Genomic DNA, 26105 nt, shown 5'->3' with positions numbered 1-26105 from the left:
GCACCGATCACGGTCTCGGCACGACACGATGGCACGTCGTGCCACACGACCCCGAGGTGCGGACCCCGGCGGCGATGGGTGAGGATCACCGTCGTGACGTTCGACGACCCGGCCGTCGCCCAGGCCCGCGCAGCAACCGATGCCCTCCGCGAACTCGAGCGCTCCGGACGCCACCTGCTCGCCGATCCGGCGCGGCGGGAGGAGTGGAGCAGCGAGCTGCTCGACGAGCTCGCCCGCCTCACCGACGCCCTCGCGGGCGCGGTCGAGGTCGCGAGCGGGACCTCGGGTGCCGACGTCCCCCGGCTCGCCGCCCAGCTCTCCGACGCCATCCTGCGGCGCCGCGACGCCCCCGGTCGCGAGCGGCCGACGAGCCCGGTCCTCCCCGCCGTCGGGCACGAGGACGGGCGCGGCTCACGCGAGGCGAAGCATCGCGCGCACCGTCACCTGCGTCCCGTCCGGTAGTCGCCACTGCCTGGCGCCCGCCACCCCCCGACGGCAGGATCATGATCGGCCCGACCGGTTCCGGGCGGGCGTGGGAGAGGAGCGCGATGCCGAGCTTCCCGACCGGCTTCCTCTGGGGCAGCGCCACGGCGGCGCACCAGGTCGAGGGCGGTAACCACAACAACGACTGGTGGGACTGGGAGCACGACCCGGGCTCCCCCGCCGTCGAGTCCTCCGGCGACGCGATCGACCACCTGAACCGCTACGACGACGACTTCGCGCTGCTCGCCTCGTTGGGCCAGAACGCGCACCGGCTCTCGCTGGAGTGGTCGCGCATCGAGCCGGCACCGGGCGAGTTCTCCCGGGCCGCGCTGGACCACTACGCCCGCGTGCTCGACAGCCTCGCCGCCCACGGGCTCACCGCGTTCGTGACACTGCACCACTTCACGCTGCCGCGGTGGTTCGCCGCGCGGGGCGGCTGGCTCGCCGACGACGCACTGGAGCTCTTCGGGCGCTACGTCGAGCGGGTGACGACGGCGCTCGGCGACCGCATGCCCTACGTCTGCACCGTCAACGAGCCGCAGATCGTCGCGCTCGGCTGCTACCTCAACGGCGAGTTCCCGCCCGGCCACCACGACGTCGGCGAGGCCGTCGCGTGCAACGCGACCCTCGCCCGGGCCCACCGGACCGCGGTCGCGGCGGTCCGCGCCGTCAGCGGCACGCCGAGGATCGGGACCTGCCTGCACCTGCCCTACGTCGAGGCGCTGCGTCCGGGCGACGGGGCCGACGAGGGCGCCGCCGGGATGGCCCGGGCGGTGATGGTCGACCACCACATCGAGGACCTGCGAGCGGGCGGCGACGTCGGGGACTGGGTCGGGCTGCAGTACTACACGCGCACCCGGATGGACGCCTCCGGCGGTGGGCTGGACACCGCGCCGCCGCCCGAGGGCGCCGAGACGACGCTCATGGGCTGGGAGGTGCATCCGGCCGGGTTCGGGGCGATGCTGCGGCGGATCGCGGAGGCCGGGCTGCCCGTCGTCGTCACCGAGAACGGGATCGCGACCGCCGACGACGCGCAGCGCGTGCGCTACCTCGAGCGCCACCTCACCGAACTGGAGCGGGCGATGGCCGACGGTGTCGACGTCCGCGGCTACCTCTACTGGTCCTCGTTCGACAACTTCGAGTGGGCCCGCGGGTACGCGCCGACCTTCGGCCTCGTCGGGATCGACCGCGCCGACGGGTACCGCCGGGAACCCCGCCGCAGCGCGCACCTGTTCGGCGAGGTCGCGCGGTCCGGTGACCTCGCGGCGCTCCGCGAGGCCGCGTCCCGGTGACCTGAGGCTCCCGCTCAGCGTCGCGCGCGATCCTCGTCGGCCTGCCCGCCGAGCGCCTCGAGGAACGCGTCGGCCCAGCGGGCGACGTCGTGATCGCGTACCTGGGCGCGCAGCGCCGACATCCGGGCACGGCCCTCGTCGGAACCGGTCGCCGCCGCGGCGTCGGCGATGGCGGAGGACACCCCGTCGACGTCGTGCGGGTTGACCGTCCACGCCTCGGTGAGCTCCTCGGCGGCCCCGGTGAACTCGGAGAGCACCAGTGCCCCGGTGTCGTCCGGGCGGGTGGCGAGGTACTCCTTGGCGACCAGATTCATGCCGTCGCGCAGCGGCGTCACGAGCATGACGTCCGCGGCGAGGTAGAGCGGCGCCAGCTCCTCGGGCGGCAGCGGGCGATGGAGATAGTGCACGACGGGTCGGCCCAGGTCGGCGTGGTCGCCGTTGAGGCGCCCGATGGTCCGCTCCACCTCGTCGCGGGTCCGCTGATAGGCGTCGACCCGCTCGCGGCTCGGCGTCGCGACCTGCACCAGCACCGTCGAGGCCGGGTCGAGCCGTCCGTCGGCCAACAGCTCGCCGTAGGCCTCCAGGCGGGCCTGGATGCCCTTGGTGTAGTCGAGCCGGTCGACGCCGAGCAGCAGGGTCTCGGGGTCTCCGAGCCCGGCACGGAGCTCCTCGGCGCGCTCGGCCGTCGCCGGGTCCGCGCCGCGGTCGGCCAGCGCGGCGCTGTCCACCGAGATCGGGAACGCCCCCACGCGGGTCGTCCGGCCGCCGAGCCGGACCTCGCCTGGTGCTTCGCGGAGCCCGATCGGGGAGTCGTCGACGTCCGCGCCGCAGAGCCACTGCGCCAGCCACCGGAAGTTGCGGGCGCCCCCGGGGGTGTGGAACCCGACCAGGTCGGCGCCGAGCAGACCCTCCACGACCTCGGTGCGCCACGGCAGTTGAGCGAACAGCTCCACCGGCGGGAACGGGATGTGCAGGAAGAAGCCGATACGCAGGTCGGGGCGTCGCTCGCGCAGCATCCGAGGGACGAGCTGGAGCTGGTAGTCCTGCACCCACACCGTGGCGCCCGGGGCCGCGACCTCGGCGGCCGCGTCCGCGAACCGGGCGTTCACCCGACGGTGGACCTCCCACCAGCCGCGGTCGTAGACCGGCGTGGCGATGAGGTCGTGGTACAGCGGCCAGAGCATGGCGTTGGCGACGCCCTCGTAGTGCGCGTCGATCTCGTCGGCGTCGAGCGTCACCGGGAACAGCGTGACGTCGTCGCCGACATCGGGGTCGGCGAACGGTTCGGGCGCGGCGTCGGGCACCCCCGGCCAGCCGACCCAGGCCCCACCCCTCCTTCGCAGCGCGGGCGCGAGGGCACTGACGAGGCCGCCGGGGGCCGCCTGCCACCGGCCGACGCCGTCGTCGCCAGTCACCAGGTCCACGGGGAGCCGGTTGGCGACGACGACGAGGTCGGCGGTGCTCACTTCTCCTGCGCGGCCTTGCGCTCGGCCTTGTCGCGGGCCTGCTTGGCCTCCTCCTCCTTGCGGCGGGCCTCGTCCTCGGCGCCGGCCTTGCCCTGCTGGGCCTGACCCTCACGAGCGACGGAGTCGGCGCCGGTCACGGCACCCACGGCCTCCTTGGCCCGGCCCTTGAGGTCCTCGAGAGCGGTGTCGTCGGAACGGGTGTTCTCGGCCATCGGAGATGGCTCCTTCCTCGTCGTCTCGCCGTCGTTCGACGACGGCGGGCTGCGACTACCCGGGGCCGTCCGGGGTGGACACGTCCGTCTGGCGACGGTTCACCGGCCTGCCGACGGGCTATCCCCGAGTTCCACCCCCTGGGGTCCACGACGAGAGGAGCACCACCGTGGGGCTCGCCGACACGCTGACCCGCCTCGTGCGCCGCCTCCGCGGCGACGACGGGTCTCCCGGGCGGCCCGAGGCCGCCCAACCCTCGGAACGCGACGTCGGCCACGACCCGGCGGTCGCCGGCAGCCGACCCGCGGGCGGCGGGCACACCGAGCACAGCGGTGACTCCGGATCGGTGACCGGCACGGCCGACACCGACGTGTTCGTGGGTCGTGCCGCGGGCCTCGACGAGGGCTACGCGGGCGAGACCGGCGCCGAGGCCCGCCGGGAGGGGCGCTCGGGCGCGTGATCCGCCGGATGTGGCGGGCACTCGACCGGGAAGGTCCATCGATGCCGGTCGAGCGCCCGCGCGATCGTGTCGAGCGCCCGCCCGATCGTGAGGGCGACGACGGCGTCGAGGGCGACGACGGTCCGTGGGCCGCCGCCGTGGAGTCGCCCGAGCCCGCCGCGACGCGGCGGCACCGGATGGTCGAGGCGCTGCGCGAGGCCGGCGTCCGCGATCCCCGTGTGCTCACCGCCATGGACGTGGTCCCCCGTGAGCGCTTCGTGGCCGACGGGTTCGATGAGGTGGCCTACGAGGACCGACCGCTCCCGCTCCACGCGGGCGCGACCATCTCGGCCCCGTCGATCGTGGCGCGGATGACCGAGGCGCTCGAGCTCACGGGCAGCGAGCGGGTCCTCGAGATCGGGACCGGATCCGGCTATGCGGCCGCTGTGCTCGCGTGCTGCGCGGCCGACGTCGTGACGCTCGAGTACGACGCGGATCTCGCGTGCTCGGCGCAGCGCGCGCTGGCGGACACCGGGTTCGCCGCCGTCGAGGTCCGCCACGCCGACGGGGCGCTCGGGGCGCCGGACCGGGCGCCGTTCGACGCCGTGGCGGTGACCGCGATGGCGCCGCAGCCGCCCCCGGCCCTGCTCTCCCAGCTCGCCCCGGGCGGGGTGCTGGTCGCCCCGGTCGGAGCCGACCGCGACGGCGTCCTGGTGCGCCGTCGCGGTGGCCGCACCGAGGAGCTCGGCCCGGTGCGCTTCGTGGCCCTGCGGGGTGCGCGGGCACGCTGAGCGCCCGCGGGCCCGTGCGAGGATCGGCCCACGGCGCCCGACCGAGCGGAGGGACGGCCATGCCCGTCGTGCGACTCGTCGCCGTGGCCCGCCGCGTCCTCTTCGACGAGCCCTGTGCGGTGCTCAGCGACGACCGGGACGTCCCGCAGCTGATGGCCGTGCCGCTGCCCGCGGGAGGAGCGCCCGGCCTCGCCCGCGTGCTCGACCCGTGGCTCGGTGGACCGTCGCGGGAGCGTGAGATGACCATCCGCCTCGTCGGAGACACCGTCGGGGACCTGCGCGCGTTGGTCGCGCCGGTCGTGCCCGGCGAGGATCCCGCCACGCCGCCCGCGCCGGGCCGCGAGACCCCGCTGGTCGACGCGCTGACCCTCTCCTACCGCGCGCGCGTCCCCATCCGCGTCGACGAGGAACTGCTCGCGGCGCACGGCCTCGAGCCGTGCGACGTCGACCAGGTCGTCCCCGTCGTCGATCGGCCTCCGCTGATCCCGACGGCCGAGCAACAGCAGCGTCTCGCCCGCGCGTTCGCCGCGCTGGAGGGACCCGGCGGGGCCGGAGGGGGTGGTTCGTCCCGGTCCGCCCCGCCCGTGTCATAGAGTGTCGCGGTCTGTTTCACCAGCGAGGCGGGCGTCCCAGTAGGACCGGATCCCGGGGGGCCGCCGAGGTGGGTGACGACGTGGCGCGGATCGGCGAGGCGCTGCTGCTCGGTGCCTGTGACCTGACCGGCTCCATGGGTGCCGATGAGGACGTCGCCGTGGAGCGGACGCTGCGCTCCGCGTCCCGCACCGTCGGAGCGGTCGTCCGCGGGGCCGGTCACGTGGGCGTCGCGCTCACGGCCCGTGGCGACCTCGACGTCCGAGCCACCGGCGACCCGGTCGCCGACGAGCTCGACGCGATCCAGGCCTCCCTCGGTGAGGGCCCGGCCGTCGAGGCCGCGGCCCGGGGCGAGACCGTCGACGTCCCCGATCTCGCCGCCGACCCGCGGTGGCCCCGGTTCGCCGACGCCGCCGCCGGCCACGGCGTCACCAGCACCCTCTCGCTGGCCCTGCGCGCCCACGACGGGGTCCTCGGCGTCCTGACGATCTACAGCCCCGCCGCCCTGGACCCGCACGGCCGGGCAGTCGCCGGGGCGCTCGCGGCGCAGGTCACCGTGGCGCTCTACGGAGCGAGGCGCATCGCCGGCCTCGCCCGCGCGGTGGGCTCCCGCGACGTGATCGGCCAGGCCAAGGGAATCCTCATCCAGCGCGACGGTGTCGACGACGAGGGCGCCTTCACGATGCTGGTCCAGGCCTCGCAGGCCACGAACCTCAAGCTCGTCGACGTCGCCCACTGGCTCGTCGCCCAGGCGAGGGGGACGGGCGCACCCGACTGAGCGGGCGGGCCCGGCGTCCCGGTCAGCGCCCGATGCCGTCCAGCTCGGCGAGCGCGTCGGCGGGCAGCTCGAGCCCGGCCCCCGTCACGTTCTCCTTCAGGTGGTCCACCGACGAGGTGCCGGGGATCAAGAGGATGTTCGGCGAGCGGTGCAGCAGCCAGGCGAGCGCCACCGCCATCCGGCTCGCGCCGAGCCGTTCCGCGACGTCGTCGAGGGTCTGCGAATGCAACGGCGAGAACCCACCCAGGGGGAAGTAGGGCACGTAGGCGATGTCCTGCGCGGCGAGGGAGTCGACGAGCGCGTCGTCCTCGCGGTGGGCGAGGTTGTATGCGTTCTGCACGCACACCACCGGGGCCACCGTCTGCGCCTCGGCGATCTGCTCGGCCGACGCGGTGCTGATCCCGAGGTGGCGGATCAGGCCCTGTTCCCGGAGCTCGGCGAGCGCGCCGAAGCGCTCGGCCACGGGCTGGGCCATCGGCCCCAGGTGGGTCTCGTGGTCGGCCTCGAGGCGCAGGTTGACGACGTCGAGGGCCTCCAGCCCGAGGCGGCGCAGGTTGTCGTGCACGGCGCTGCGGAGCTCGTCGGGGCTCAGGGCCGGGGGCCAGCCACCCTGGTCGTCACGGCGGGCGCCGACCTTCGTCACCAGGTGCAGGCCCTCCGGGTAGGGCGCGAGCGCCTCACGGATCACCTCGTTCGTGACGTGCGGACCGTAGAAGTCCGACGTGTCGATGTGGTTGATGCCGAGGTCGACGACGGTGCGCAGCACCCGGATCGCCTCGTCGCGGTCCTTCGGCGGGCCGAACACACCGGGTCCTGCGAGCTGCATCGCGCCGTAGCCGACGCGGGTGACCTCGAGGTCGCCGAGGCGGCCGGTGCCGCCGGGCAGGTCGTGCGTGGGGAGGGAGGTCATGATCGCCTTCCGGATCGTCGGAGATCGGGTACGCGTCCACTCTGCGCCCGGCCCGGGTGCCCGACGAGCGGACCCTTCATCCTGGGATCGCCGGACCCAGGCTGCGCGCCGGGGCGGCGAGGGGCAGCCGCATTCACGGCTCATGCCAGCTCGGCGACCTCGTCGGCGCAGCCCCAGGCGAGGGTGACCCCGGAACCGCCGTGCCCGTAGTCGTGGATCACCGGTGTCCCGTCGGCGAGGGCCGCGCGCTCCAGGCGGACGGTCGGGCGGGCGGGCCGCAGCCCGGCGACGGTGTCCAGCACGTCCGCGTCCGCGATCTCCGGGACGAGGTCGGTGCAGCGCGCCACGATCGCCTCGGCGGTGGCGGGATCGGGGGTCGCGTCCCAGACGCCCTCCTCGAGGGTCCCGCCCAGGATGACGTCATGGGCGCGCGGGTGGACGTACGCACGCCCGCCGGGGTGCGCCTCGTCGCGGACCGAGCGCGTCAGGCCGGGGTTGGCGACGCGCACGATCTGGCCGCGGACCGGGGTCACCGTGTCGTCCGGGACGAGCTCGCGTGCGCCCAGGCCGGGGGCGGCGACGACGAGGTCGGCGGGGTGGGTGGGGCCGACGGCGTCGTCGAGGGTGTCCAGGCGCCTCGTCACGAACCGCGCCCCCCGGCCCGCGACGTGCTCGGCCAGCCAGGGCAGGTGCACCGGCATCTCGACGAGCGGCACGGTGAAGCGCAGCCCGTGGGAGTAGCAGCCCGGGAGCTCATCGCGTCGGGCCGGGCGCAGATCCTCGACCGCCGCGGACCACCACGGCTCCCCCGGGTCCTCGCGGTACAGCGCGAGGCTCTCCCGCATGACGACCCCGGGCACCTCGCGGCGGGCCTGGTCCGCGAGCTCGCGGAAGGTCGTGGCGCCCCAGGCCAGGACGCGGTCGCGGGGGGCGGCGCGCGTGGGGAACCAGACGGCGGCGGCGAGGTGGGAGGTCGACTCGGCGGTGGACCGGTCAGCGAGGACGGTGACCTCCCAGCCCCGGTCGAGCAGCCGGGAGGCTGCCGCGAGCCCGACGATCCCGGCCCCGACCACCGTTGCGCGTGACGTCGTCATGGGCGTGATCCTCGCGCGCCACGGGTCCTCGGTGCTGCGTCGTTCCCCTCGCTCCGCCTCCATGATCACGAGCTCTGGACGCAGGTTCGGCGGCCCGGATTGCTGCCTGGTGTGCCCCTCGTCCGCGCCGCGCGCCGTCGGAGCACCGGGGCACGGCGCTCGCCGGCTCCTGGCAGGATTCGCGGATGTGACGGCGGAGCTGACCGACGGTGGGACCCGGCACGTGTCGCGGCTGGTCGCGCGGCCGTGGCGGGAGGTCTACGACTACGCCGCCGACCCGCGGAACCTGGTGCACTGGGCGTCCGGGCTCGCGACGGCGACGGTGACCCCGGTCGGCGACGGCTCGTGGCTCGCGTCGTCCCCGTTCGGCGAGGTGACGGTGCGCTTCGCCGGGCCCAACGACCTCGGCGTGCTCGACCACACCGTCCGCATGCCCGACGGGACCGACGTGCTCAACCCGATGCGGGTCCTCCCCCACGCCGTCGGCGCGGAGGTGGTGTTCACCGTGCGTCAGCGGGACATGAGCGACGAGGAGGCCGCGGCGGACGCGGCGACCGTCGCGGGGGACCTCGAGACGCTGCGCGGGCTCTGCGAGGGCTGACGGTCCCCACGGGCTCGCTCGGCCCCCGTGACAGCAATGGCCCATTCCCGTCACCCGACGAGCGCACGGCGCCACCCACTCATCGGCCCGCTCCCGACGAGATCGCGCATCGGGCGGGAGCCGGCCGGGGCTCAGCCGGTGGGCGCCGGAGCCGGTGCGGCGGGGGCGGCCGGGGCCGGAACGACGGGCGCCGGAGCCGCCGGAGCCGGAACCGCGGGAGCCGCCGGGGCCGGGACAGCGGGGACCTGAGCGCCCGGAGCGGACTGCTGCTGCACCGTCGCGCCCGGCTGGACGATCACCGTGCCGCCCGGCTGCACCTGGATCACCGGACCGCCGGCACCGGCAGCGCCGCGACCCTGGGCGCCGTCGGGACCCCCTCGGCCGGGCCCGCCGTGCCCGGGCCCGCCGCGGCCGGGACCGTCGCCCTGCCCGCCGGGGCCCTGCCCCGGACCGCCTTGACCGTTGCCGCCCTGCCCCGGGCCACCCGGCCCGCCGTCAGGCCCCTGTGCCGCCACGCGATCGGGCCCGTGGCCGTGCCCGCCCGGACCACCGCCCAGCGGGGTCGCGAGCAGGACGATCCCCGCGACCACCAGGCCGAGCACGAAGCCGCCGACCCCGACCAGGATCGTCCCCGTCCCGCCCTGCGGACGCCGGGACGCCGCCGCGCCCCGGAACCGCGACCACCGCGAGCCGGACTCTCCGGGGCCGGACCCTCCGTGGCCGGACACCTGGGTCGCCGCGGGCTCCGATGTGGGCGTGGACGGGGTGGTGGGCGGGTCGTACTCGCTCATCGCGGTCCTTCCGATCTCGTCTCGTGTGCGGCGCCCGGTCGTCCGGGCACGGCACCGACGGTGGCCCGCGGACCTGAAGCGTCCCTGAGGCTCGCCGCGTCGGACGGCTTCCTCAGTCATGCTTCAGGGACCGGGGCACCGGCGGCTTCAGGCGCGGTTCAGGGCGGCCTGGTCTGATGGACCTCGATGAGCAGGGGTCACGGGCCGCGGGTGCTCGTCGTCGAGGACGAGACGACGATGCGCGAGTCGATCGTGCGCACCCTCGACCGCTCCGGGTACTCCGCGCAGGGCCTGCCCGACGGCGCGGCGCTGGAGGAGACCCTCGACGGCTTCCGCCCCGACCTGGTCGTGCTGGACGTCATGCTGCCGGGACGGGACGGGTTCCTCCTCCTCGATGTCGTCCGGGACCGGTCCGACGCGGGCATCGTCATGGTCACCGCGCGCGACGCCCTCGACGACCGGCTGCGGGGCCTGGACTCCGGCGCGGACGACTACGTGGTCAAGCCGTTCCTGCTCGAGGAGCTCACCAGCCGCGTGCGGGCGGTGCTGCGCCGCCGCGGCCGGACGCCGAGCGCCCTCGTCGTCGGGGACCTGATGATCGACGAGGAGGCGGGGGTCGCGACGCGGGCCGGGTCGCCGCTCAAGCTGACCGCCACCGAACTGCGGCTGCTGCGCTACCTCGCCGAGCAGCGTGGGCGACTCGTGAGCAAGAACCAGATCCTGACCCAGGTGTGGGGCTACGACGCGTACGACCCGAACCTCGTCGAGGTCCACCTCTCGGCGCTGCGCCGGAAGCTCGAGGTGCACGGGCCACGGATCGTGCACACCAGCCGCGGCCTCGGCTACACGCTGCGCCCCGCCGAGGAGGACGCGTGAGGTCGCTCGTGGCCCTGGTGCGCCGCCGGGCGGGGGACCGGATCGTCCCGACGCTCTCGCTGCGCTGGCGGGTGACCGCGACCGTCGTCGCCGTCGTCGCGGTGACGCTGCTCGTCGCCGGACTGGTCGTCGACCTCGTGCTCAGCACGGCGCTCGACCGCGACCAGCAGTCCCGGCTCACCGAGCGGGCGGCGCGGGCGGACACCCTGGTCGCCCAGCAGGTGCCGCCCGATCAGATGGTGGCCCTGCTCGACGGGCAGGGGGTCCGCGCGGTGCGCGTCGCCGCCACCGGGGCCGTGCTGCAGGGCCTGCCGGACCCGCGCGGGCCCGGAGCGCCGCGGATGCCCCGGACCCCCGGACCCCCGGGCGACGGTGACGGCCCCGGTCGGCCGGGGCCGCGCGGCGGGCCGCCCTCGGCCGTGACCAAGCCGCTCGCCGACGGCAGCGTCGTGCGGCTCTTCGCGGACCCCGGGGAGATCGACTCGGTGGTCCACCTGCTGCGGGGGGTGATGGTCGGGGTCGGCCTGGTCGGGCTCGCGATCTCGGCGCTGGTGCTGTTCACCGGGGTCTCGGCCGCACTGCGCCCGCTGGACGCGATGACCCGGGTGGCGAGGGCGATCACCACCGGGGACCGCGGACGCCGGCTGCGCCCGACCACGACGAACACCGAGATCGGGCGCACCGCCGCCGCGTTCGACGAGATGCTCGACGCGCTCGACGCCGCCCAGCAGCGGTCCGAGACCTCGGCGCGCGACGCGCTCGACGCCGCCGAGGCGGCCCGCGCGGCCGAGCAGGAGGCCCGACGCTCCGAGACCACCACCCGGCGGTTCCTCTCCGACGCCGCCCACGAACTGCGCACCCCGTTGGCCGGGATGCAGACGCTCGCGGAGACCCTCGTGCGCGACTCCGACGACGACCGCGAGACCCGTGAGGAGCTGGCGATCGCGCTGGTGCGGGAGACCTCCCGGGCGTCGTCGCTGGTCACCGACATGCTCGACCTCGCCCGCATCGAGGGGGGCGAGGACCTCGAGCGCCGTCCCGTCGATCTGACGGCGCTGGCCACCGACCAGGTCGGGCGGCTCCGCCTGCTCGACCCGGGCCTGGACGTCACCGTGGACGCGCCGGGACCGGTCGTCGTGGCCGGCGACGAGCAGAAGCTGCGCCGGGTGCTGGTCAACCTGCTCGACAACGCGCGCCGGCACGTGCGGCCCGGTGGGGCGGTGCGGGTGACCGTCGCGGAGGGGGAGCTGGTGGTGCACAACGACGGCGAACCGGTCGCCGAGCAGGACCGCGAGCGGATCTTCGATCGGCTCGTGCGGCTCGACGAGGCCCGGGCGCGCGACTCGGGCGGGGCGGGGCTCGGGCTCGCGATCGCGCGGGCACTGGTCCGTGCGCACGGGGGTCAGGTGACCTACCGCGCGGCCGCGGACGGTTCGGATCTCGTGGTGGAGATATGTGCGCTTCGCGCTCGTGAGCACTTTCGGGGGTGATAGCCCCCGAAAGTGCTCACGAGGCCGGAGGCCCACTAGGCGGACAGCGGGCCCGGTAGAACGCCGTCGTCCGCGGTTTCGGGCCGAACGACCAGCACGGGGCGGCGGGCCCGGCCTCGCGCAGCGTCGCCAGCACGGCGGCCGCGCCCTCCTCGAACCACGCGACGAGCCCCGCGCGGTCGACCGGCGGGTCGTCCGGCGTGCCGTTCGGATGTCCCTCGATCACGGCCACCCGCGCCCAGCGGTGTATCCCGCCGAGGTGGTGGGTGAGGTCGAGCAGCCGCCAGTCCCCGCACGACGTCACGGGCGCGGCGAGGTCGCCCCCGGCCAGGGCCGTCGAGAACCGCGACGTCGCGGACTCCAGGTGCTCCAGACAGGCGGCGGGTGGGAGCAGGTCGACGGTGCTCGGCACGGCGCCGACTCTAGGGGCGTCACCGGCAGTCATCTGAATTCGGTCCACGACCGAGGGATGGAGTCCCCCGATCGCGGGGTACCTCATCACCCTCCGGGACATCCGGACCGTGACCGTCGGGGGTGGGATGGACAGGATCGGCGAGTACTCGTGGCACCCCAGCTCGGATCGCTGGGTCTGGAACGACGCCATGTTCCGCCTGCTCGGGTACGCCCCCGGGGAGGTCCGGCCGAGCCGTGCACTCGTCGTGGCGCACAAGCACCCCGACGACCGGGCGCACGTCGAGCACATCATGGCGGACGCGGTTGCCCACCAATTGGCCTACACCTGCCGGCATCGCCTCGTGTCGGTCGACGGGACGATCCACCAGGTGGTCGCCGTCGGGCACCCGGCCGACCACGACGAGCGCTGGCCCCCGGGCCTGCTCCTGCGCGGCTACGTGGTGCACCTGGCCACCACGACGCCGTCCCACATGCCCGCCGAGTCCGCGGCGAACGCCTCCGGCGGCACCCCGACGGCGCCACTCCCCCGCGGCGGCCCGCGCGACGGGCCGCCCCCGCCGGGCTGGTCGTCGTGGTCCGCCGTCGAGCACGACCGTCACATCGCGCGCGCCGTCGAGGCCCTCGCCGAACCGATGGAACTGACCCCCGACGCCGGTGCCGCCCTGCTCGCCCACCTCGCGAACACCGCCGCGGAGCCCCTCATCGTCGTGGCCGAGCGGGTGATCGCGGTGAGCCTCGATCCGGACACCCGGGGCCTCGCCGGGCTCCTCGCGGGGATCGCCGTTCCGGAGGAGTGAACCGGGCGCCCCGCCACCCTGTGACCCGGCTCGCACTTGATCTCCACGCCGTTTAGCGTGATGAGGAGCACGCCCGCAGTAACCCGGCCGGAGGTCGAATCCCATGCGCGCCCCGCGACACGTCCGACTCACCGAACCCCTGGTGCGGGAGCACGGCGAGCTCCGCCCCGCGAGCTGGGACGAGGCCCTCGATCGCGCCGCCGCGGGCTTCCGCGGGGTGCCGGGCGAGGCCTACGGGATGTTCTCCTGCTCCAAGGCCACCAACGAGATGAATTACACCGCCCAGAAATTCTCCCGGGTGGTGATGGGGTCCAACAACGTGGACTCCTGCAACCGCACTTGACACGCTCCCAGCGTCGTCGGTCTGACGGCAGTGTTCGGCGCCGGTGGTGGCACCAGCGCCTATCAGGAGGTCGAGGACACCGACCTCGTCCTCCTCTGGGGTTCGAACGCGCGCGACACCCACCCGATCTACTTCCACCACGTCCTCACCGGGCTCAAGAACGGCGCCGAGCTGTACGTCGTCGACCCGCGGCGCACCTCGACCGCCCGCTGGGCACGGGGACACCTGCCCCTCGACGTCGGGACCGACATCGCGCTCGCCCACGCCATGGGGCGCACGATCCTCGACGAGGGCCTCGAGAACCGGGCCTTCATCGAGCGCGCGACGACCGGGTTCGACGAGTACGTCGCGGCCGTCGAGCCGTGGACCCTCGACCGGGCGCAGGAGGTCACGGGGGTCGACAAGGGGCTGATCCGGGAGACCGCCCTGGCCTACGCGACCGCCGACCGCGCCCAGCTGTGCTGGACGCTCGGGATCACCGAGCACCACAACGCCGTCGACAACGTCCGCGCCCTGATCGACCTCGCGCTGCTCACCGGGCACGTCGGGCGGTGGGGCTCCGGCCTGGTCCCCCTGCGCGGTCAGAACAACGTGCAGGGCGGCGGCGACATGGGGTCCATCCCCAACAAGCTGCCCGGCGGCTACGACGTGGAGAACGACGCCGAGCGCGCCCGCTTCGAGCGGGTGTGGGGCGCTCCCATCCCGCCGCACCCGGGCCTGCACCTCTCGCAGATGTTCGAGTCGATGGAGCGCGGGGAGATCCGCGCGGTCTACTGCGTCGGGGAGAATCCGGCGGAGTCCGAGGCCGACGTGGCCCACGCCCGGAAGCTCCTCACCGGGCTCGACCACCTCGTCGTCCAGGACATCTTCCGCACCGCGACCGCGGAGCTGGCCGACGTGGTGCTGCCGAGCTGCGCGGACTGGTGCGAGTACGAGGGCACCGTCACCTCCTCCGAGCGACGGGTCCAGCGGGTCCGCAAGGCCATCGACCCGCCGGGGGTCGCTCGGCCCGACACGCACATCCTGTGCGACCTCGCGACGAAGCTCGGGCACGACTGGGGCCGCCCCACCGCCGAGCAGGTGTGGGACGAGCTGCGATCGGTCTCGCTGAACTGGCACGCCGGGATGTCCTACGCCCGGCTCACCGAGCTCGGCGGACTGCAATGGCCCTGCCCGGCGGTCGGCCCGGACGGTGGGGAGCACCCCGGCACGCCGACCATGCACACCCGGCTCTGGGAGCGCGATCCCGCCGCGCGGGGCGCACCTGCCCCCTTCGCCGGGGTCGAGCACGCCGGGCCGCTCGACGTGCTCACCGCCGAGTTCCCGCTGCGCCTGACCACGGTGCGCACCCTCGACTCCTACAACTCGGGGGTGCAGACCGGTGGGTACTCCTCGCCGCTGCGCCGCGACGAGGCGCTGTGCATCGACCCGGCCGACGCGCGGGCGATCGGCGTCGACGAGGGCGAGCGGGTGCGGCTGGTGTCGCGCCGCGGCGCCGTGGAGGCCCCGATCCGCTTCGACCAGGCCGCCCGGCCCGGGCTCGCGTTCATCACGCCGCACTTCTCCGAGCAGGTCGACATCAACCTGATCACCAACGAGGCGTGGGACCCGAAGTCGGGCACGTCGGAGTTCAAGGCGACGGCAATCCGCATCGAGAAGCTCCCGGAGCGCCAGGAAAGTCTCGTTGCGGACGCTGAACGTCAGCAACGGGACTTTTCTGACACACGGGTTCCAGTGGCCGGATCATGAGAGGGGTTCTGTGGACCTGAGGCTGCTCCCCGACGCGCCCACCGACGCCGAGCGGACCGCGATCGACGCCGTGGTCCCCCACGACCTCGGATCGACGGGCGAACGCCGGGACCTGCTGCTCCCCGCCTTCCACGCGGTGATGGACGCGGTCGGCTGGATCAGCCGCGGCGCGCTCGGCCACGTCTGCGAGCGGCTGCAGGTCCCGCCGGCCGAGGCCTACGGAGTGGCCACCTTCTACGCGCTGTTCTCGGTCACGCCGCGCGCTCCGCGCATCGCGCACGTGTGCGACGACGTCGCTTGCGCCGCCTTCGGCGGGGACGCCCTGTGCGCCGCGATGGAGGAGCGCCTGGGCGCGGCGGGCGAGCGCGAGGACGTGACCTGGACCCGCAGCCCGTGCCTCGGGATGTGCGAGCGGGCGCCCGCGGTGTTCCTGCAGCAGGCGGACCCCGACGCCGACACCGAGGCCCCCGCCCACGCCCAGATCGCGCCCGCCGACGTCGACGGGGTCCTCGCCGCGCTCGGCGGCGCCGACGTCCCGGGCCCCGACCCGGTCGCCGCCGCCCCGCAGACCGGAGCGGGCGCCGGCCGCACCAACGGGACCCGTCCGCAGGAGCTGTACCTGCTCTCCCGCATCGGCGTCATCGACCCGGCCGACCTCGACTCGTACCGCGCCGCGGGCGGCTATGCCGGGCTGCGGCGGGCGCTGACCGTCGGGCCCGCCCGGGTGGTCGACGAGATCACCGTCGCGTCGCTCACCGGCCGTGGCGGGGCCGCGTTCCCGACGGGCACCAAGTGGTCCGCCGTCGCCGGGTCGCCCGAACCGGACAAGTACCTCGTCTGCAACGCCGACGAGTCCGAGCCGGGCACCTTCAAGGACCGCGTGCTCATGGAGGCTGACCCGTTCGCGCTGGTCGAGGCCATGACCGTCGCCGGGATCGCCGTCGGGGCGCACACCGGCTACCTCTACATCCGTGGCGAGTACCCCGCCGCCGAGCGGGCGATCCGCCACGCCGTCGACGCGGCCCGACACCACCGGCTCCTCGGTGACGACGTCATGGGCTCCGGGCGGGTGTTCGACATCGACGTCCGCCGCGGGGCGGGGGCGTACATCTGCGGCGAGGAGACCGCGCTGATGAACTCGCTCGAGGGCCGCCGCGGCGAGCCCCGGGCGAAGCCGCCGTTCCCGACGGTCGCGGGCCTGTTCGGGAAGCCCACGGTGATCAACAACGTCGAGACTCTGATCAACGTGCTGCGCATCGTCACCGAGGGCGGACCGGCGTTCGCCTCGGTGGGCTCGGGCCGCTCGACCGGGACGAAGCTGTTCTGCCTGTGCGGGGTGGTGGCTCGGCCCGGTGTCTACGAGGTCGGCATGGGCACGACGCTGCGCGAGCTGCTCGACCTCGCGGGTGGCGTGCCCGACCGGCTGCGGACGATCCTGCTCGGCGGCGCGGCGGGCACGTTCGTCATGCCCGACCAGCTCGACGTGCCGCTGACGCTGGAGGACACCCGCGACATCGGGGCGACGCTCGGCTCCGGGGTCGTCCTGTGCCTGGACGACACCATCGACATGGCGAAGATCCTGCGCCGCATCGCCGGGTTCTTCCGCGACGAGTCCTGCGGGCAGTGCGTGCCCTGCCGCGTCGGGACGGTCCGCCAGGAGGAGGCGCTCGCGCGGATCGTGCGCGGCCGCGAGATCGGCGGGCGTACGACGGAACTGCAACTGCTCACCGACGTCGACCGCGTCATGACCGACGCGTCGATCTGCGGACTCGGCCAGACCGCGGCGTCGGCCGTGCGCTCGGCACTGCAACTCGGACTCGTGGGGGAACCGTCGTGACCACCGTGGACCTCGGCACCATCCGGCGGCTGGTCTCCGTGACCGTCGACGACGTCGAGCACCGCGTCCCCGAGGGCGGGACGATCATGGACGTGCTCGACGGGGCCGGGTGCGACACCCCGCGCCTGTGCCAGGCGCCGAACCTCACCCCGGTCAACGCCTGCCGGGTGTGCGTCGTGGAGGTGGAGGGGTCCCGTCCCCTGGTGCCGAGCTGCGCGCGCCGCGTGGAGGACGGGATGGTGGTGCGCACCGACACCGAGCGGGTCGCGCACAGCAGGCGCATGGTGCTGGAACTGCTCGAGTCGGCCAACGACATGTCGCAGGCCGGCGACGACGTGGCCCGCTGGTCGGTCGAGTACGGCTCCGACCCGGAGCGCTACGGGCCGCCCGGACCGCCCGCCGCGGCGGGCGAGCGCGGCAACCGCCACGCCGGGCACCACGCCGAGCCCGACGGCGAGACCCGCGCGACCCTCGAGCAGCCGGTCACCGTCGACAACGACCTCTACGTGCGCGACTACGGACGCTGCATCCTCTGCTACAAGTGCGTCGAGGCCTGCGGCACGGACGCGCAGAACACGTTCGCGATCGCGGTGGCCGGGCGCGGGTTCGACGCGACGATCTCGACGGAGTTCGCGGTCCCGCTGCCGGACTCGGCGTGCGTGTACTGCGGGAACTGCATCGGGGTCTGCCCCACGGGGGCGCTGAAGTCGGTGGCCGAGCACGACCTGCGTGAGGCCGGCGAGTGGCACCCGGAGGACGAGACCGTCACGAGCACGATCTGCTCGTTCTGCGGGGTCGGCTGCACGTTGGAGCTGCACGTCCAGGACAACACGATCGTCAACGTGACCTCGCCGCAGGACCACTCGGTCACCCACGGACACCTGTGCATCAAGGGCCGGTTCGGGTTCCAGCACGTGCAGAACGTGTAGGTGGGCTCCGCCCATGTGAGCACTAACCGTCGCTATGGCCGCCTTCAGCGCTCACGAGGCCGGAGGCCACCTCCCGCAGCTCCGCCGCCTTGATCTTGGTGCCGTTCGTCCCCGACGTCGTCGGCATCTCGTCGAGCACGTGCACCGCCGCGGGGACCTTGAACGCCGCGAGCCCCTCGCGGCACCAGGCGCGCAGGTCCCCGGGGTCGTCCCCGCCTTCGACCAGGGTCACGAACCCGACCGCGACCGTCGCCCCGTCGTCGGCGGACACCCCGACGACCTTCGCGGTGTGCACCGCCGGATGGGCCCCGAGCCGGACCTCGATCTCGGCGGGGTCGACGAGGAACCCGCGCAGGCGCAGCGCGTCGCCCATCCGGCACACGTAGACGAAGACACCCTCGTCGACGAGCACCCCGAGGTCGCCGGAGCGGAACCAGCCGTCGGCGGTGAACACGTCCGGCTCGGACCCGAGATAGGCGTCCACCACGTTCGGCCCGCGGAACTCCAGCTCCCCCTCGGCGCCGTACGCGAGGATCTCACCGCTCCCGGGGTCGGCCACCCGCACCTCGATCCCCGGGTGCACCACCCGCCCGCCCCCGGCGAGCCGGCCGGGCGCGGGCTCGTCGGCCGGCCAGGCGGCGGTGAGCGCGAAGACCTCCGAGGACCCGTAGACCCCGGTCACGGCCGTGCCGACCGCCTCGGTGAGCCACGCGGCCAGCTCGCGTGAGCGGCCCTGGAAGTCCGCGACGCCCCACCATCGCCACGCCGACAGGTCCCGCGGTCGGGTCCGCCACGCCTGAGCCAGACGCAGCGCCAGGTCGTCCCCGGCGCCCACGTGGGTCACTCCGCACGCCGCCATGTCGTCCAGGACCACGTCGGCGTCGAACACCGGCTCCAGCAGCAGCGTGGCGCCGGCGGCGAGGCCCGCGGTCGCCGCGTTGTAGCCGAACACCCCGGAGAGCGGCAGCGCGCAGAGCACGACGTCGCCCTCGGAGAGCCCGAGTGCGGCGGCGTCGGCGACGGCGTGGGCGAGCACCCCGCGACCGGAGTGGGCGGCCAGCTTGGGGAGCCCGGTCGAGCCGGAGGTGGTGAACGCGACCGCGAGCCGTCCCGGGTCCGAGGGCGCCGGCTCCGGCCCGTCGGCGCGCCGGGGCGTCCAGGCCCCGCCGCCGACGTCGGCCACGGTCGGGTCGTCCGGGGCCGGTCGGCCCGGGCCGGGCACGAGCACGACCTGCGGGACGACGCCGGAGCCCGTCGCCGCCGCGCGCAACCGCCCGACGAGATCCAGTCCGTGGAAGTCGTGGGCGAGCGCGACCAGGACCGGCCGCGCACGGGCCAGCACGTGCCCGGCCTCCTCGACGCCGTAGCGGGTGTTGATCCCGACGACGAGGGCCTCGCGTGCGGCGGCCGCGCACTGCCAGACGAGCGCGTCGCTCCAGTTCGGCATCCACACCGCGATCGCGTCGCCCGGCCCGACGCCGTGCTCGCGCAGCTCCTCCGCGAGACCCCGGACGCGCGCCCAGAGCTCGCCGCGCGTGGTGGTGACGAGGGCACCGTCGGCGGTGCGCTCGCGGACCAGCAGGGCGTCCGGGTCGCGGCGGGCGAGGCGGCCGACGAGGTCTGGCAGGTCGACCGGGAGCGGCCCCGAGCCGGGGTGCGCCGACACGTGCCGCGGAGCGCGGGTGGCGCTGGTGTCGACGCTCATGCCGCCTCCGATCCGGCGGCGAGCTCGCGCAGCCAGCCGTCGAGCGTCGTCGCGAACCCGCCCAGCTCTTCCATCGGGTAGTGGCCCACCCCGTCCAGCACGGTGCACCGTGCGCCGGGGATCCGCGAGGCCACCCACCGCACGCGTGCCGCGTCGAGCCACAGGTCGTCGGCCCCCACCACGAGGTGCACCGGGCAGGTGATCCGGTCGAGCCCCTCGCGCAGGTCGTGGGTCGCCCAGCCGACGAGGTCGGAGTTGGACACCACGGGGTCCTCACGACGGTGCATCGTCGCGATGAGGCGTGCGCGGTCCGGGTCGACCGCGCGGCCGAGAACGGCGTGGGTGCCCAGCTCGGTGCGATCGGAGCGGCTCGGGGCGGCGACGTCGACGAGCTCCCGGCGCAGGCCGCGCACCGAGGGCCGCCCGCCGGTCCACGCGTCGGCCGCCATCGCGACGACGCCGTCGAGCCGGCTCGGGGTGCGCACCGCCAGGTCGAGCGCGACCTTGCCGCCGATCGAGCACCCGACCACGGCGAACCGGTCCACGCCGAGCACGTCGGCGAGCGCGAGGCACCACGCGGCGTAGGTACCGAGGTCGTCGACCGGGCCGTCCGGTGCGGGCTCGGAGCGGCCGTGACCGGGCAGGTCGGGGACGATCACGTGGTGTCCGGCGGCGGCGAGCCCGGGCGCGACGTGGCGCCACTGCACGCCACTCTGCCCGGCGGTGTGAAGGCACAGCACCGGCGGGGCGTCCGGAGCGCCGTGGCGCTCGACGAAGGCGAGGGAGCCCGCGACGGGGAGGTAGTCGGCGTTCATCGGGCGACCTCCCGGGCGGCGTCGGCGAGCTGGACCAGGGCGGCGGTGAGGCGGAGGTACTCGTAGCCGTCGCCGGTCACGGTGAAGCGACCGGTCATCGCGAGGCGCATGAACGGGTTGTCCGGACCCTCGACGAGCTCGAGCCAGGTGACCTCGTCCGCGGCCAGTGTGAAGGTGGCCCCGTGCGGTGCGCGCGGGCTGACGTCGATGACCGCACCGCGATAGACCCGCAGGTGCACCTCGTCGTCACCGCAGCGCAGGCCGACGGTGCCGTCCCAGGTCTCGAGCGTCCCGCCGAACGCCGGAGGAAGCGTCTCGACGACCGCCCGGCCCCAGACGACAGTGCCGAACGCGCGCCCCACCGGGTCGGGGCCCTCGCCCCGGGCGGTGACCAGCGCGGCGGTCGTCCCCTCCTGGCACACGACGCCGTCGTCGTCGACGAGGCGCATGTGCCGGGTGACGATCCCGCGCCCACCGCCCCGGGTGCGCCGGCACCCGACGATCGTCAGCTCGAGCCGGACGGTGTCGCCGACGCGGAGCGGGGCCCGGTAGGACCAGTGGGTGTCCAGCAGGCCCTGGACCCCCGCGCCGTGGAGGCCGAGCGACTGCAGGAGGCCCATCGCGACCGCGACCCCGAACGGGCCCTGCAGGATCGCCCCCGGGCCGGTGTGCAGCGGGTGGTCGTCGCCGGAGAGCCGGGTGAACGCGGCGAGGTCGTCGGCGGTGACCGTGCGCGGTGCGCTGGTGAACCGCTCGCCCACGACGAAGTCCTCGAAGAGGCGGCCCCTCGCCGGGTCCACCGCCCCCTGCTGCTCCTCCGGTCGCTGCACAGTGGTCATCGCGGGTCCGAGGCCTCCCGGGTCGTCTACACGAACGATCGTTCGTGTTCTACGCAATCATGGCTGCGTCGCACCGTCAACGGACAGCCAGACCGCTAGCCTGAGTGCCATGAACGCCCGTTCGACGGCCACGCTCGTCGCCGACACCGGCCGGGGCAACGAGGCCGCGATCCTCAACGCCGCCCTCGACGCGTTCGGCACCAAGGGCTTCAACGGTGCCTCGATGCGCGACGTGGCCCGGGGCGCGGGCACGAGCCTGTCGAACCTCTACAACTACTTCGGTTCGAAGTCGGCACTGCTCGCGGAGGTGCTGCGCCACGCGAACGACGAGCTCGCGACCCGGCTGCACGCCGCGGTGGCCGACGCCGGGGACGACGCCGCTCCGCGGATGCGCGAGGCCGTCCGCGCCTACGTGCGCTTCCTCGTCGAGCACCAGGTCGCGATGGTGGTGTCGACCAACGAGGTGCGCTACCTGACCGGCCCGGACCGCGAGCGGCTCGTCGCCGGCCGCGACGCGACGCAGGCGATCTTCGAGGAGATCGTGGCGCAGGGCGTGACCTCCGGCGAGTTCCGCACGCCGTTCCCCGCCGACGCCGCCCGTGCCGTCCTGACCGGCCTCGGCGCCGTCGCCGGCTGGTACCGCCCGGACGGCAGGCTCTCGCGGGGCCAGCTCGCCGAGCAGCAGGCCCGCTACGCACTCGCCCTGCTGGAGACCGCCCTCCCGCACTGAGGGCGCTCGGGGCTTGCCATGGCACGTGTCACGTCTTTAACGTACGAACGATCGTTCGTACTCAGCGTCGCCCTTCCCCGGGCCGCGCGGCTCCGGAGGTGCACCCGACATGACCGAGGGGACCGACGTCGCTCCCGCGAAGATGCGCCGGCTCGCCGCCGCCGCGGTGTTCGCGACGACGCTCGAGTGGTTCGACTTCCTCATCTACGCCACGGCCGCCGCGCTCGTGCTGAGCCACCAGTTCTTCCCCACGGCCGATCCGGTCGCCGGGACACTCGCGTCGTTCGCGACCTTCGCGGTCGGGTTCGTCGCGCGGCCGATCGGCGGTGTGATCGCCGGGCACGTCGGTGACCGCTTCGGGCGCAAGCCCCCGCTCGTGGTCGCGATGCTCGTCATGGGCCTCGCGACGTTCGCGGTCGGCGTCCTCCCCCCGTACGCGAGCATCGGGGTGTGGGCGCCGGTGCTGCTCGTCGTCGCCCGCCTGGTGCAGGGTCTCGGCGTCGGCGCGCAGTGGGGTGGCGCGGCGCTGCTGCTCGTCGAGCACGCCCCGGTCGAGCGGCGGGGGTACTACGGCAGCCTCGTGCAGACCGGCGCCGTCGCGGGCGCCGTCGCGGGGAACCTGTTCTTCCTGGTCCTCACCGCGACGATGTCCCCGGAGGCGTTCGACAGCTGGGGCTGGCGCGTCCCCTTCCTCACCGGTGTGCTGCTCGTCGGCATCGGCATCTGGGTCCAGCTCAAGATCGAGGACACGCCGGTGTTCCTCGAGCTGCGGGAGCGCTCCGCGGCCGCCGCCCGCGAGGCGGGCATCCGCAAGGCCCCGGTCGTCCAGGCGATCCGCCACCACGGGCGGGCGATCGTGCAGGCCGCGGGCGCGTTCTTCGTCGTCAACGCGGTCTTCTACATCCTGATCTCGGGGATCCTCCTGTACGCGACCACCGAGGTCGGGATGTCGAAGACGTCGGTGCTGATCTGCGTGATGATCGCCGGGCTGTCCCAGGTGGTGACGATGCCCTTCTTCGGCGCCCTCACCGACCGCATGGGCTCGCGCAAGAAGCTCTACCTCATCGGCACGGTGGCGATGGCGGTGTTCGCGTTCCCGATGTTCTGGCTGATCGACACCGGGTCGGTGCCGCTGGTCCTGATCGCCCTGCTCGTCGCGTTCACCATCCACGCGACGATGTACGGGCCGCAGGCCACGCTCTACGCCGAGATGTTCCCGGCCGACGTGCGCTTCTCCGGGGCGTCGCTCGGGTACCAGGTCGCCTCGGTGCTCGCGGGCGGGCTCGCGCCGTTCATCATGACCGCACTGCTCGCCGCGACCGGAGCCTCCTGGTCGGTCGCGCTGTACATCGTCGCGACCGCGGTCATCACGTTCGTCTCGGTGGTGACCATCCGCGAGCGCTACCGCCGCGACCTCTACGAGACCTCCGAGGACGAGGCGCGGCAGGAGGGGACGGCCCGGGCCGGGGCGCAGCGGGTGGCGCCCTAGAGGGCGGCGTCGAACAGCGCGTGCACCTCGTCCGCCGTCGGGACCCGCGGGTGCGTCGGCGGCGGGGTGACGGCGCGCTCGGCGAGGGTGTCGAACTGCGAGGCGTCCGCGCCCAGCCCGCCCAACGTGATGGGTGCCCCGAGTGTCGCGAGCAGGTCGGAGAGCACCTCCACCGGGTCGCCGCCGAAGGCCCGCGCCAGCGCCGCCGACGCCTCGGGTGCCGCAGGCAGCGTGTACGCCATGACGTGCGGTAGCAGCACGGTGTGGGTGCCCGCGTGGGGCAGGTCGAGCCCGCCGCCGAGCACATGGGCGAGGCGGTGGTGCAGGCCCATCGTGGTCACCGCGAGGCCCGCCCCGGCGAGCCACGCGCCGTAGAGCAGGTCGGCCCGCGCGTCGAGATCCTCCGGCGCCGCGGCCACCCGCGGCAGCGCGTCGATGATCGCGCGGGCGGACTCGGCCGCCTCGAGCCGCGTCACCGGCGTCGCGTCCGGCGCCCACAGCGCCTCGACGGCGTGGGCGAGGGCATTGACCGCGCTCGTCACCGAGGTGGCGACCGGCAACGACGTCGTCAGCTCCGGGTCGTACACGACGACGGCGGGGCGCACCCGCTCGTCGCGGCCCGTCGTCTTCACCCCGGCCTCGGTCCGGCCCCACACCGGGGTCATCTCCGAACCGGAGTAGGTGGTGGGCACGGCGACCAGCGGAACCCCGGTGTCCCGGGCGATCGCCTTCCCGAGCCCGACCGCCGACCCGCCGCCGACCGCCACGCACCCGTCGGCCCCGAGCTCACGGGCCCGCGCGACGCCCGCGTCGGCCACCTCGCCCGGCACGTGCTCGACCGCCTCCGCGTGGATCGCGGCGCACCGGTCGCCCAGGGCGTCGGCCGCCCGCTCCCCCAGAGCCTTGCGCCCCGGCGTGGTCACGACGACGACCCGGTGCCGGTCGAGCCGGGCCACCTCGTCGCCGACCTCGGCGAAGCGCCCGGGCCCGAAGACCACACGCGACGGGCGCGGGAGCTCGGTGAACCTCACGAGGCCTCCGGCGCCAGCACGATGTCGAAGTGCGCCCGCCGGAACGGGTTCGGCAGGCCGTGGCGGGCCGCCGCGTCGGCGTCGTCGACCGCCGCGAAGTCACGCACCAGCGACTGCTTCACCGCGAACACCGCGTCCGAGTCGAGGTACGGGCTGCCCTCGACGAACACGTGGGTGGTGACCGGCACGTAGCCGGGCGCCTCGACGATGAAGTGCACGTGCGCCGGCCGGTACGGGTGGCGCTTCGTGGCGCGCAGCAGGGCGCCGACCGGGCCGTCGGTGGGGATCGGGTAGTGCGCCGGGACGATGCTGCGAAACCAGAATCGGCCGTCGTCGTCGGCGGTGAACAGCCCGCGCCCGTTGCCGATCGGCTGGCGACCCTCGGACTCGACGTCGTAGGAGCCCTGTTCGTCGGCCTGCCAGACATCGATCCGGGCGCCCGGGACCGTCGTGCCGTCCGGCGCCCGCACCGACCCTTCGATCAGGCACGGCTCGCCGGTGCCGACCGAGTCGATGGTGTCCCCGAGCGCGCGCTCCGGGCTCGTGACGACGTGGAACGGCCCGAGCACCGTCGAGGCGGTCGCGTCGACCCTCTCCCCCGTCGCTCCGCTCGCCCCGCCGGCCTGACGGGTGGCCTCCATGGTCTCCACGAGCATCGAGGCACCCATGACGTCGGAGAACAGGATGAACTCCTGGCGGTGCTCGTCGGAGCGCTGCCCGATCGCGGTGAGGAAGTCGATCGCCTGCTCCCACTCGTGCAGGCTCGGGCGCACATCGCGCAGGAAGCCGTGCAGGTGGCGCACGAGGCCGTCCATCACCTCCCGCAGCCGCGGGTCGGGGGTGTCCGCGAAGCTCGCGAGCACGGCGTCGACGGAATCGTTCTCACTGAAGTCCATGGGGCCTCCGGCCCATGTGAGCGGCATCGGACGCTGGGACGTCCAATACCGCTCACATGCGCGACAGCGCTCGGTCGAGCGTGGTGGTCAGGGTGGTGGTGGGGTCGTTCGGCAGCGCGGCGAACCGCGCGGCCACGTGGTGGTCCGGGCGCACGAGCACCGCGCCGGTGTCGCCGATGCCCTCGGCGGCGAGCAGCGCCGCCCAGTCGCCGTAGGGGTCCTCGACCTCGCGGCCCGGGCCCACGACGACGAGCACGACGAGCCCGGACGCGACGTCGGGCGCGGCGCCCCACGCCTCGCCGCCCGGCCCGGTGAACAGCGTGAACCGGCCGTGCCCGGCCAGCTGGATCGTCGAGGCCTCCCGGCGGGCGACCCCCAGCCACGCGTGCGGCACCCGCGCCCCGGGCGTCGTCGACGGGACGTGGTGCAGTTCCGGGTCCTCGGCGGCGGCGAGCGGGTCGGCGGCCAGGTCGTCGGGCACGACCGCGCCCGAGACGTACCGGTGATTGAGCTCGACGCCGTGCGCGTCGAACTCGTAGGCCTTGAACCGGACCGCCTCGCGCAGCGCCCGCCGCTGTTTCTCCGCGTCGGCGCCGGTGTCCTTGCGGGCGTCCATGTTCGCGCGCATCGCGACCGGGTCGTCGGTCCCGCTCACGCCGAGCGCATCGAAGATGCGACCCGTCTCGCCGATCGACTGGTTCGCGCGATCGACGACCTGA

27 protein-coding genes are annotated in these 26105 nt (G+C 74.5%); 15 read left to right on the top strand and 12 right to left on the bottom strand.

The annotated features are described in order from the left end of the window. The first annotated feature begins 93 nt into the window (after window positions 1–93). A complete protein-coding gene (locus tag VGI02_RS15485; RefSeq protein ID WP_331628329.1) occupies window positions 94–462 on the top strand; it encodes a hypothetical protein in 369 nt (122 codons plus the stop codon). An 86-nt stretch (window positions 463–548) separates the two neighbouring features. Continuing rightward, window positions 549–1775 (top strand): glycoside hydrolase family 1 protein, encoded by a 1227-nt coding sequence (locus VGI02_RS15480; RefSeq protein ID WP_331628327.1) that lies wholly within the window; start codon window positions 549–551, stop codon window positions 1773–1775. Between the two features lie 14 nt (window positions 1776–1789). On the opposite strand, the gene VGI02_RS15475 is transcribed toward VGI02_RS15480, so the two are convergent. Next, window positions 1790–3241, bottom strand: a complete 1452-nt coding sequence (locus VGI02_RS15475) for an alpha,alpha-trehalose-phosphate synthase (UDP-forming) (protein ID WP_331628325.1) — start codon at window positions 3239–3241, stop codon at window positions 1790–1792. Then, a complete protein-coding gene (locus tag VGI02_RS15470; protein ID WP_331628324.1) occupies window positions 3238–3453 on the bottom strand; it encodes a CsbD family protein in 216 nt (71 codons plus the stop codon). Before VGI02_RS15470 ends, VGI02_RS15475 begins: the two co-directional genes overlap by 4 nt. A gap of 167 nt (window positions 3454–3620) precedes the next feature. On the opposite strand from VGI02_RS15470, the gene VGI02_RS15465 reads away from it, so the two are divergent. The 4 genes from VGI02_RS15465 (at window position 3621) to VGI02_RS15450 (ending at window position 6050) form a co-directional block, all read left to right on the top strand. Then, window positions 3621–3911, top strand: a complete 291-nt coding sequence (locus VGI02_RS15465) for a hypothetical protein (RefSeq protein WP_331628323.1) — start codon at window positions 3621–3623, stop codon at window positions 3909–3911. Between the two features lie 41 nt (window positions 3912–3952). After that, complete coding sequence (locus tag VGI02_RS15460; RefSeq protein WP_331628322.1) at window positions 3953–4681, top strand: protein-L-isoaspartate(D-aspartate) O-methyltransferase; 729 nt, start codon at window positions 3953–3955, stop codon at window positions 4679–4681. Window positions 4682–4740: 59 nt separating this feature from the next. Next, window positions 4741–5274, top strand: coding sequence for a hypothetical protein (locus VGI02_RS15455; protein ID WP_331628321.1), 534 nt, complete (start codon window positions 4741–4743; stop codon window positions 5272–5274). Between the two features lie 68 nt (window positions 5275–5342). Beyond that, complete coding sequence (locus tag VGI02_RS15450) at window positions 5343–6050, top strand: GAF and ANTAR domain-containing protein (RefSeq protein WP_331628320.1); 708 nt, start codon at window positions 5343–5345, stop codon at window positions 6048–6050. 22 nt (window positions 6051–6072) lie between these two features. On the opposite strand, the gene VGI02_RS15445 is transcribed toward VGI02_RS15450, so the two are convergent. Both VGI02_RS15445 and VGI02_RS15440 read right to left on the bottom strand, forming a co-directional pair. Continuing rightward, window positions 6073–6960: an oxidoreductase gene (locus tag VGI02_RS15445; RefSeq protein WP_331628318.1), complete on the bottom strand. Its 888-nt coding sequence runs from the start codon at window positions 6958–6960 to the stop codon at window positions 6073–6075. Window positions 6961–7100: 140 nt separating this feature from the next. Next, entirely contained in the window at window positions 7101–8054 is a 954-nt protein-coding gene (locus tag VGI02_RS15440) for an FAD-dependent oxidoreductase (RefSeq protein ID WP_331628317.1), read from the bottom strand. A 187-nt stretch (window positions 8055–8241) separates the two neighbouring features. Here VGI02_RS15440 and VGI02_RS15435 point away from each other — a divergent pair, with 187 nt between their 5' ends. Further along, on the top strand, window positions 8242–8655 hold the full coding sequence (locus VGI02_RS15435; RefSeq protein ID WP_331628316.1) for an SRPBCC family protein: 414 nt from the start codon (window positions 8242–8244) through the stop codon (window positions 8653–8655). A 131-nt stretch (window positions 8656–8786) separates the two neighbouring features. Here VGI02_RS15435 and VGI02_RS15430 read toward each other — a convergent pair whose 3' ends face one another. Beyond that, complete coding sequence (locus VGI02_RS15430; RefSeq protein ID WP_331628315.1) at window positions 8787–9446, bottom strand: hypothetical protein; 660 nt, start codon at window positions 9444–9446, stop codon at window positions 8787–8789. 186 nt (window positions 9447–9632) lie between these two features. Between VGI02_RS15430 and VGI02_RS15425 the strand changes: the two genes are divergently transcribed. Then, complete coding sequence (locus VGI02_RS15425; RefSeq protein ID WP_331628314.1) at window positions 9633–10322, top strand: response regulator transcription factor; 690 nt, start codon at window positions 9633–9635, stop codon at window positions 10320–10322. After that, complete coding sequence (locus VGI02_RS15420; protein WP_331628313.1) at window positions 10319–11812, top strand: sensor histidine kinase; 1494 nt, start codon at window positions 10319–10321, stop codon at window positions 11810–11812. The genes VGI02_RS15425 and VGI02_RS15420 overlap by 4 nt, the downstream gene beginning before the upstream one ends. A gap of 16 nt (window positions 11813–11828) precedes the next feature. Here VGI02_RS15420 and VGI02_RS15415 read toward each other — a convergent pair whose 3' ends face one another. Continuing rightward, complete coding sequence (locus VGI02_RS15415) at window positions 11829–12224, bottom strand: maleylpyruvate isomerase N-terminal domain-containing protein (protein ID WP_331628312.1); 396 nt, start codon at window positions 12222–12224, stop codon at window positions 11829–11831. 127 nt (window positions 12225–12351) lie between these two features. On the opposite strand from VGI02_RS15415, the gene VGI02_RS15410 reads away from it, so the two are divergent. From VGI02_RS15410 to VGI02_RS15395, 4 genes are all read left to right on the top strand, one after another. Then, on the top strand, window positions 12352–13023 hold the full coding sequence (locus VGI02_RS15410; protein WP_331628311.1) for a PAS domain-containing protein: 672 nt from the start codon (window positions 12352–12354) through the stop codon (window positions 13021–13023). Between the two features lie 103 nt (window positions 13024–13126). After that, the gene (locus VGI02_RS15405) at window positions 13127–15115 is read left to right on the top strand and encodes a molybdopterin oxidoreductase family protein (protein ID WP_331628310.1); all 1989 of its coding nucleotides are present in this window, start codon (window positions 13127–13129) and stop codon (window positions 15113–15115) included. Between the two features lie 10 nt (window positions 15116–15125). After that, window positions 15126–16952: an NAD(P)H-dependent oxidoreductase subunit E gene (locus tag VGI02_RS15400; protein ID WP_331628307.1), complete on the top strand. Its 1827-nt coding sequence runs from the start codon at window positions 15126–15128 to the stop codon at window positions 16950–16952. Beyond that, window positions 16949–17881 (top strand): 2Fe-2S iron-sulfur cluster-binding protein, encoded by a 933-nt coding sequence (locus tag VGI02_RS15395; RefSeq protein WP_331628305.1) that lies wholly within the window; start codon window positions 16949–16951, stop codon window positions 17879–17881. Before VGI02_RS15400 ends, VGI02_RS15395 begins: the two co-directional genes overlap by 4 nt. Before the next feature lie 22 nt (window positions 17882–17903). Here VGI02_RS15395 and VGI02_RS15390 read toward each other — a convergent pair whose 3' ends face one another. The 3 genes from VGI02_RS15390 to VGI02_RS15380 are packed head-to-tail and all read right to left on the bottom strand — an operon-like array spanning window position 17904 to window position 21240. Beyond that, entirely contained in the window at window positions 17904–19586 is a 1683-nt protein-coding gene (locus VGI02_RS15390) for an AMP-binding protein (RefSeq protein ID WP_331628303.1), read from the bottom strand. Further along, complete coding sequence (locus VGI02_RS15385) at window positions 19583–20401, bottom strand: alpha/beta fold hydrolase (protein WP_331628301.1); 819 nt, start codon at window positions 20399–20401, stop codon at window positions 19583–19585. The genes VGI02_RS15390 and VGI02_RS15385 overlap by 4 nt, the downstream gene beginning before the upstream one ends. Then, window positions 20398–21240: a MaoC/PaaZ C-terminal domain-containing protein gene (locus VGI02_RS15380; protein WP_331628299.1), complete on the bottom strand. Its 843-nt coding sequence runs from the start codon at window positions 21238–21240 to the stop codon at window positions 20398–20400. The genes VGI02_RS15385 and VGI02_RS15380 overlap by 4 nt, the downstream gene beginning before the upstream one ends. Before the next feature lie 109 nt (window positions 21241–21349). Between VGI02_RS15380 and VGI02_RS15375 the strand changes: the two genes are divergently transcribed. Together VGI02_RS15375 and VGI02_RS15370 are read left to right on the top strand one after the other, a co-directional pair. Next, window positions 21350–21970 (top strand): TetR/AcrR family transcriptional regulator, encoded by a 621-nt coding sequence (locus VGI02_RS15375; protein ID WP_331628297.1) that lies wholly within the window; start codon window positions 21350–21352, stop codon window positions 21968–21970. A gap of 109 nt (window positions 21971–22079) precedes the next feature. Then, window positions 22080–23459, top strand: a complete 1380-nt coding sequence (locus VGI02_RS15370; RefSeq protein WP_331628295.1) for an MFS transporter — start codon at window positions 22080–22082, stop codon at window positions 23457–23459. Here the strand turns inward: VGI02_RS15370 and VGI02_RS15365 are convergent. The 3 genes from VGI02_RS15365 to VGI02_RS15355 all read right to left on the bottom strand — a co-directional run. After that, a complete protein-coding gene (locus VGI02_RS15365; RefSeq protein ID WP_331628293.1) occupies window positions 23456–24490 on the bottom strand; it encodes a maleylacetate reductase in 1035 nt (344 codons plus the stop codon). The two genes, VGI02_RS15370 and VGI02_RS15365, sit on opposite strands and share 4 nt — an antisense overlap. After that, window positions 24487–25386, bottom strand: a complete 900-nt coding sequence (locus VGI02_RS15360) for a dioxygenase family protein (RefSeq protein ID WP_331628291.1) — start codon at window positions 25384–25386, stop codon at window positions 24487–24489. Before VGI02_RS15360 ends, VGI02_RS15365 begins: the two co-directional genes overlap by 4 nt. 52 nt (window positions 25387–25438) lie before the next feature. Next, window positions 25439–26105, bottom strand: a 667-nt coding sequence (locus tag VGI02_RS15355; protein WP_527249131.1) for an aromatic-ring hydroxylase C-terminal domain-containing protein, incomplete at its 5' end; no start/stop codon positions are given.

Source organism: Actinomycetospora sp. (assembly GCF_036497245.1).
GTDB lineage: Bacteria > Actinomycetota > Actinomycetes > Mycobacteriales > Pseudonocardiaceae > Actinomycetospora.
Note: the sequence above shows the minus strand (reverse complement) of the source record. Positions and strands in the feature narration are given on the sequence as shown.

Bases quoted from the DNA above. Each gene is read 5' to 3' on its own strand.
- VGI02_RS15480 (WP_331628327.1), top strand. From the start codon at position 549: ATGCCGAGCTTCCCGACCGGCTTCCTCTGGGGCAGCGCCACGGCGGCG.
- VGI02_RS15470 (WP_331628324.1), bottom strand. From the start codon at position 3,453: ATGGCCGAGAACACCCGTTCCGACGACACCGCTCTCGAGGACCTCAAG.
- VGI02_RS15460 (WP_331628322.1), top strand. From the start codon at position 3,953: ATGCCGGTCGAGCGCCCGCGCGATCGTGTCGAGCGCCCGCCCGATCGT.
- VGI02_RS15455 (WP_331628321.1), top strand. From the start codon at position 4,741: ATGCCCGTCGTGCGACTCGTCGCCGTGGCCCGCCGCGTCCTCTTCGAC.
- VGI02_RS15445 (WP_331628318.1), bottom strand. From the start codon at position 6,960: ATGACCTCCCTCCCCACGCACGACCTGCCCGGCGGCACCGGCCGCCTC.
- VGI02_RS15440 (WP_331628317.1), bottom strand. From the start codon at position 8,054: ATGACGACGTCACGCGCAACGGTGGTCGGGGCCGGGATCGTCGGGCTC.
- VGI02_RS15430 (WP_331628315.1), bottom strand. From the start codon at position 9,446: ATGAGCGAGTACGACCCGCCCACCACCCCGTCCACGCCCACATCGGAG.
- VGI02_RS15425 (WP_331628314.1), top strand. From the start codon at position 9,633: ATGAGCAGGGGTCACGGGCCGCGGGTGCTCGTCGTCGAGGACGAGACG.
- VGI02_RS15410 (WP_331628311.1), top strand. From the start codon at position 12,352: ATGGACAGGATCGGCGAGTACTCGTGGCACCCCAGCTCGGATCGCTGG.
- VGI02_RS15390 (WP_331628303.1), bottom strand. From the start codon at position 19,586: ATGAGCGTCGACACCAGCGCCACCCGCGCTCCGCGGCACGTGTCGGCG.
- VGI02_RS15385 (WP_331628301.1), bottom strand. From the start codon at position 20,401: ATGAACGCCGACTACCTCCCCGTCGCGGGCTCCCTCGCCTTCGTCGAG.
- VGI02_RS15380 (WP_331628299.1), bottom strand. From the start codon at position 21,240: ATGACCACTGTGCAGCGACCGGAGGAGCAGCAGGGGGCGGTGGACCCG.
- VGI02_RS15375 (WP_331628297.1), top strand. From the start codon at position 21,350: ATGAACGCCCGTTCGACGGCCACGCTCGTCGCCGACACCGGCCGGGGC.
- VGI02_RS15370 (WP_331628295.1), top strand. From the start codon at position 22,080: ATGACCGAGGGGACCGACGTCGCTCCCGCGAAGATGCGCCGGCTCGCC.
- VGI02_RS15360 (WP_331628291.1), bottom strand. From the start codon at position 25,386: ATGGACTTCAGTGAGAACGATTCCGTCGACGCCGTGCTCGCGAGCTTC.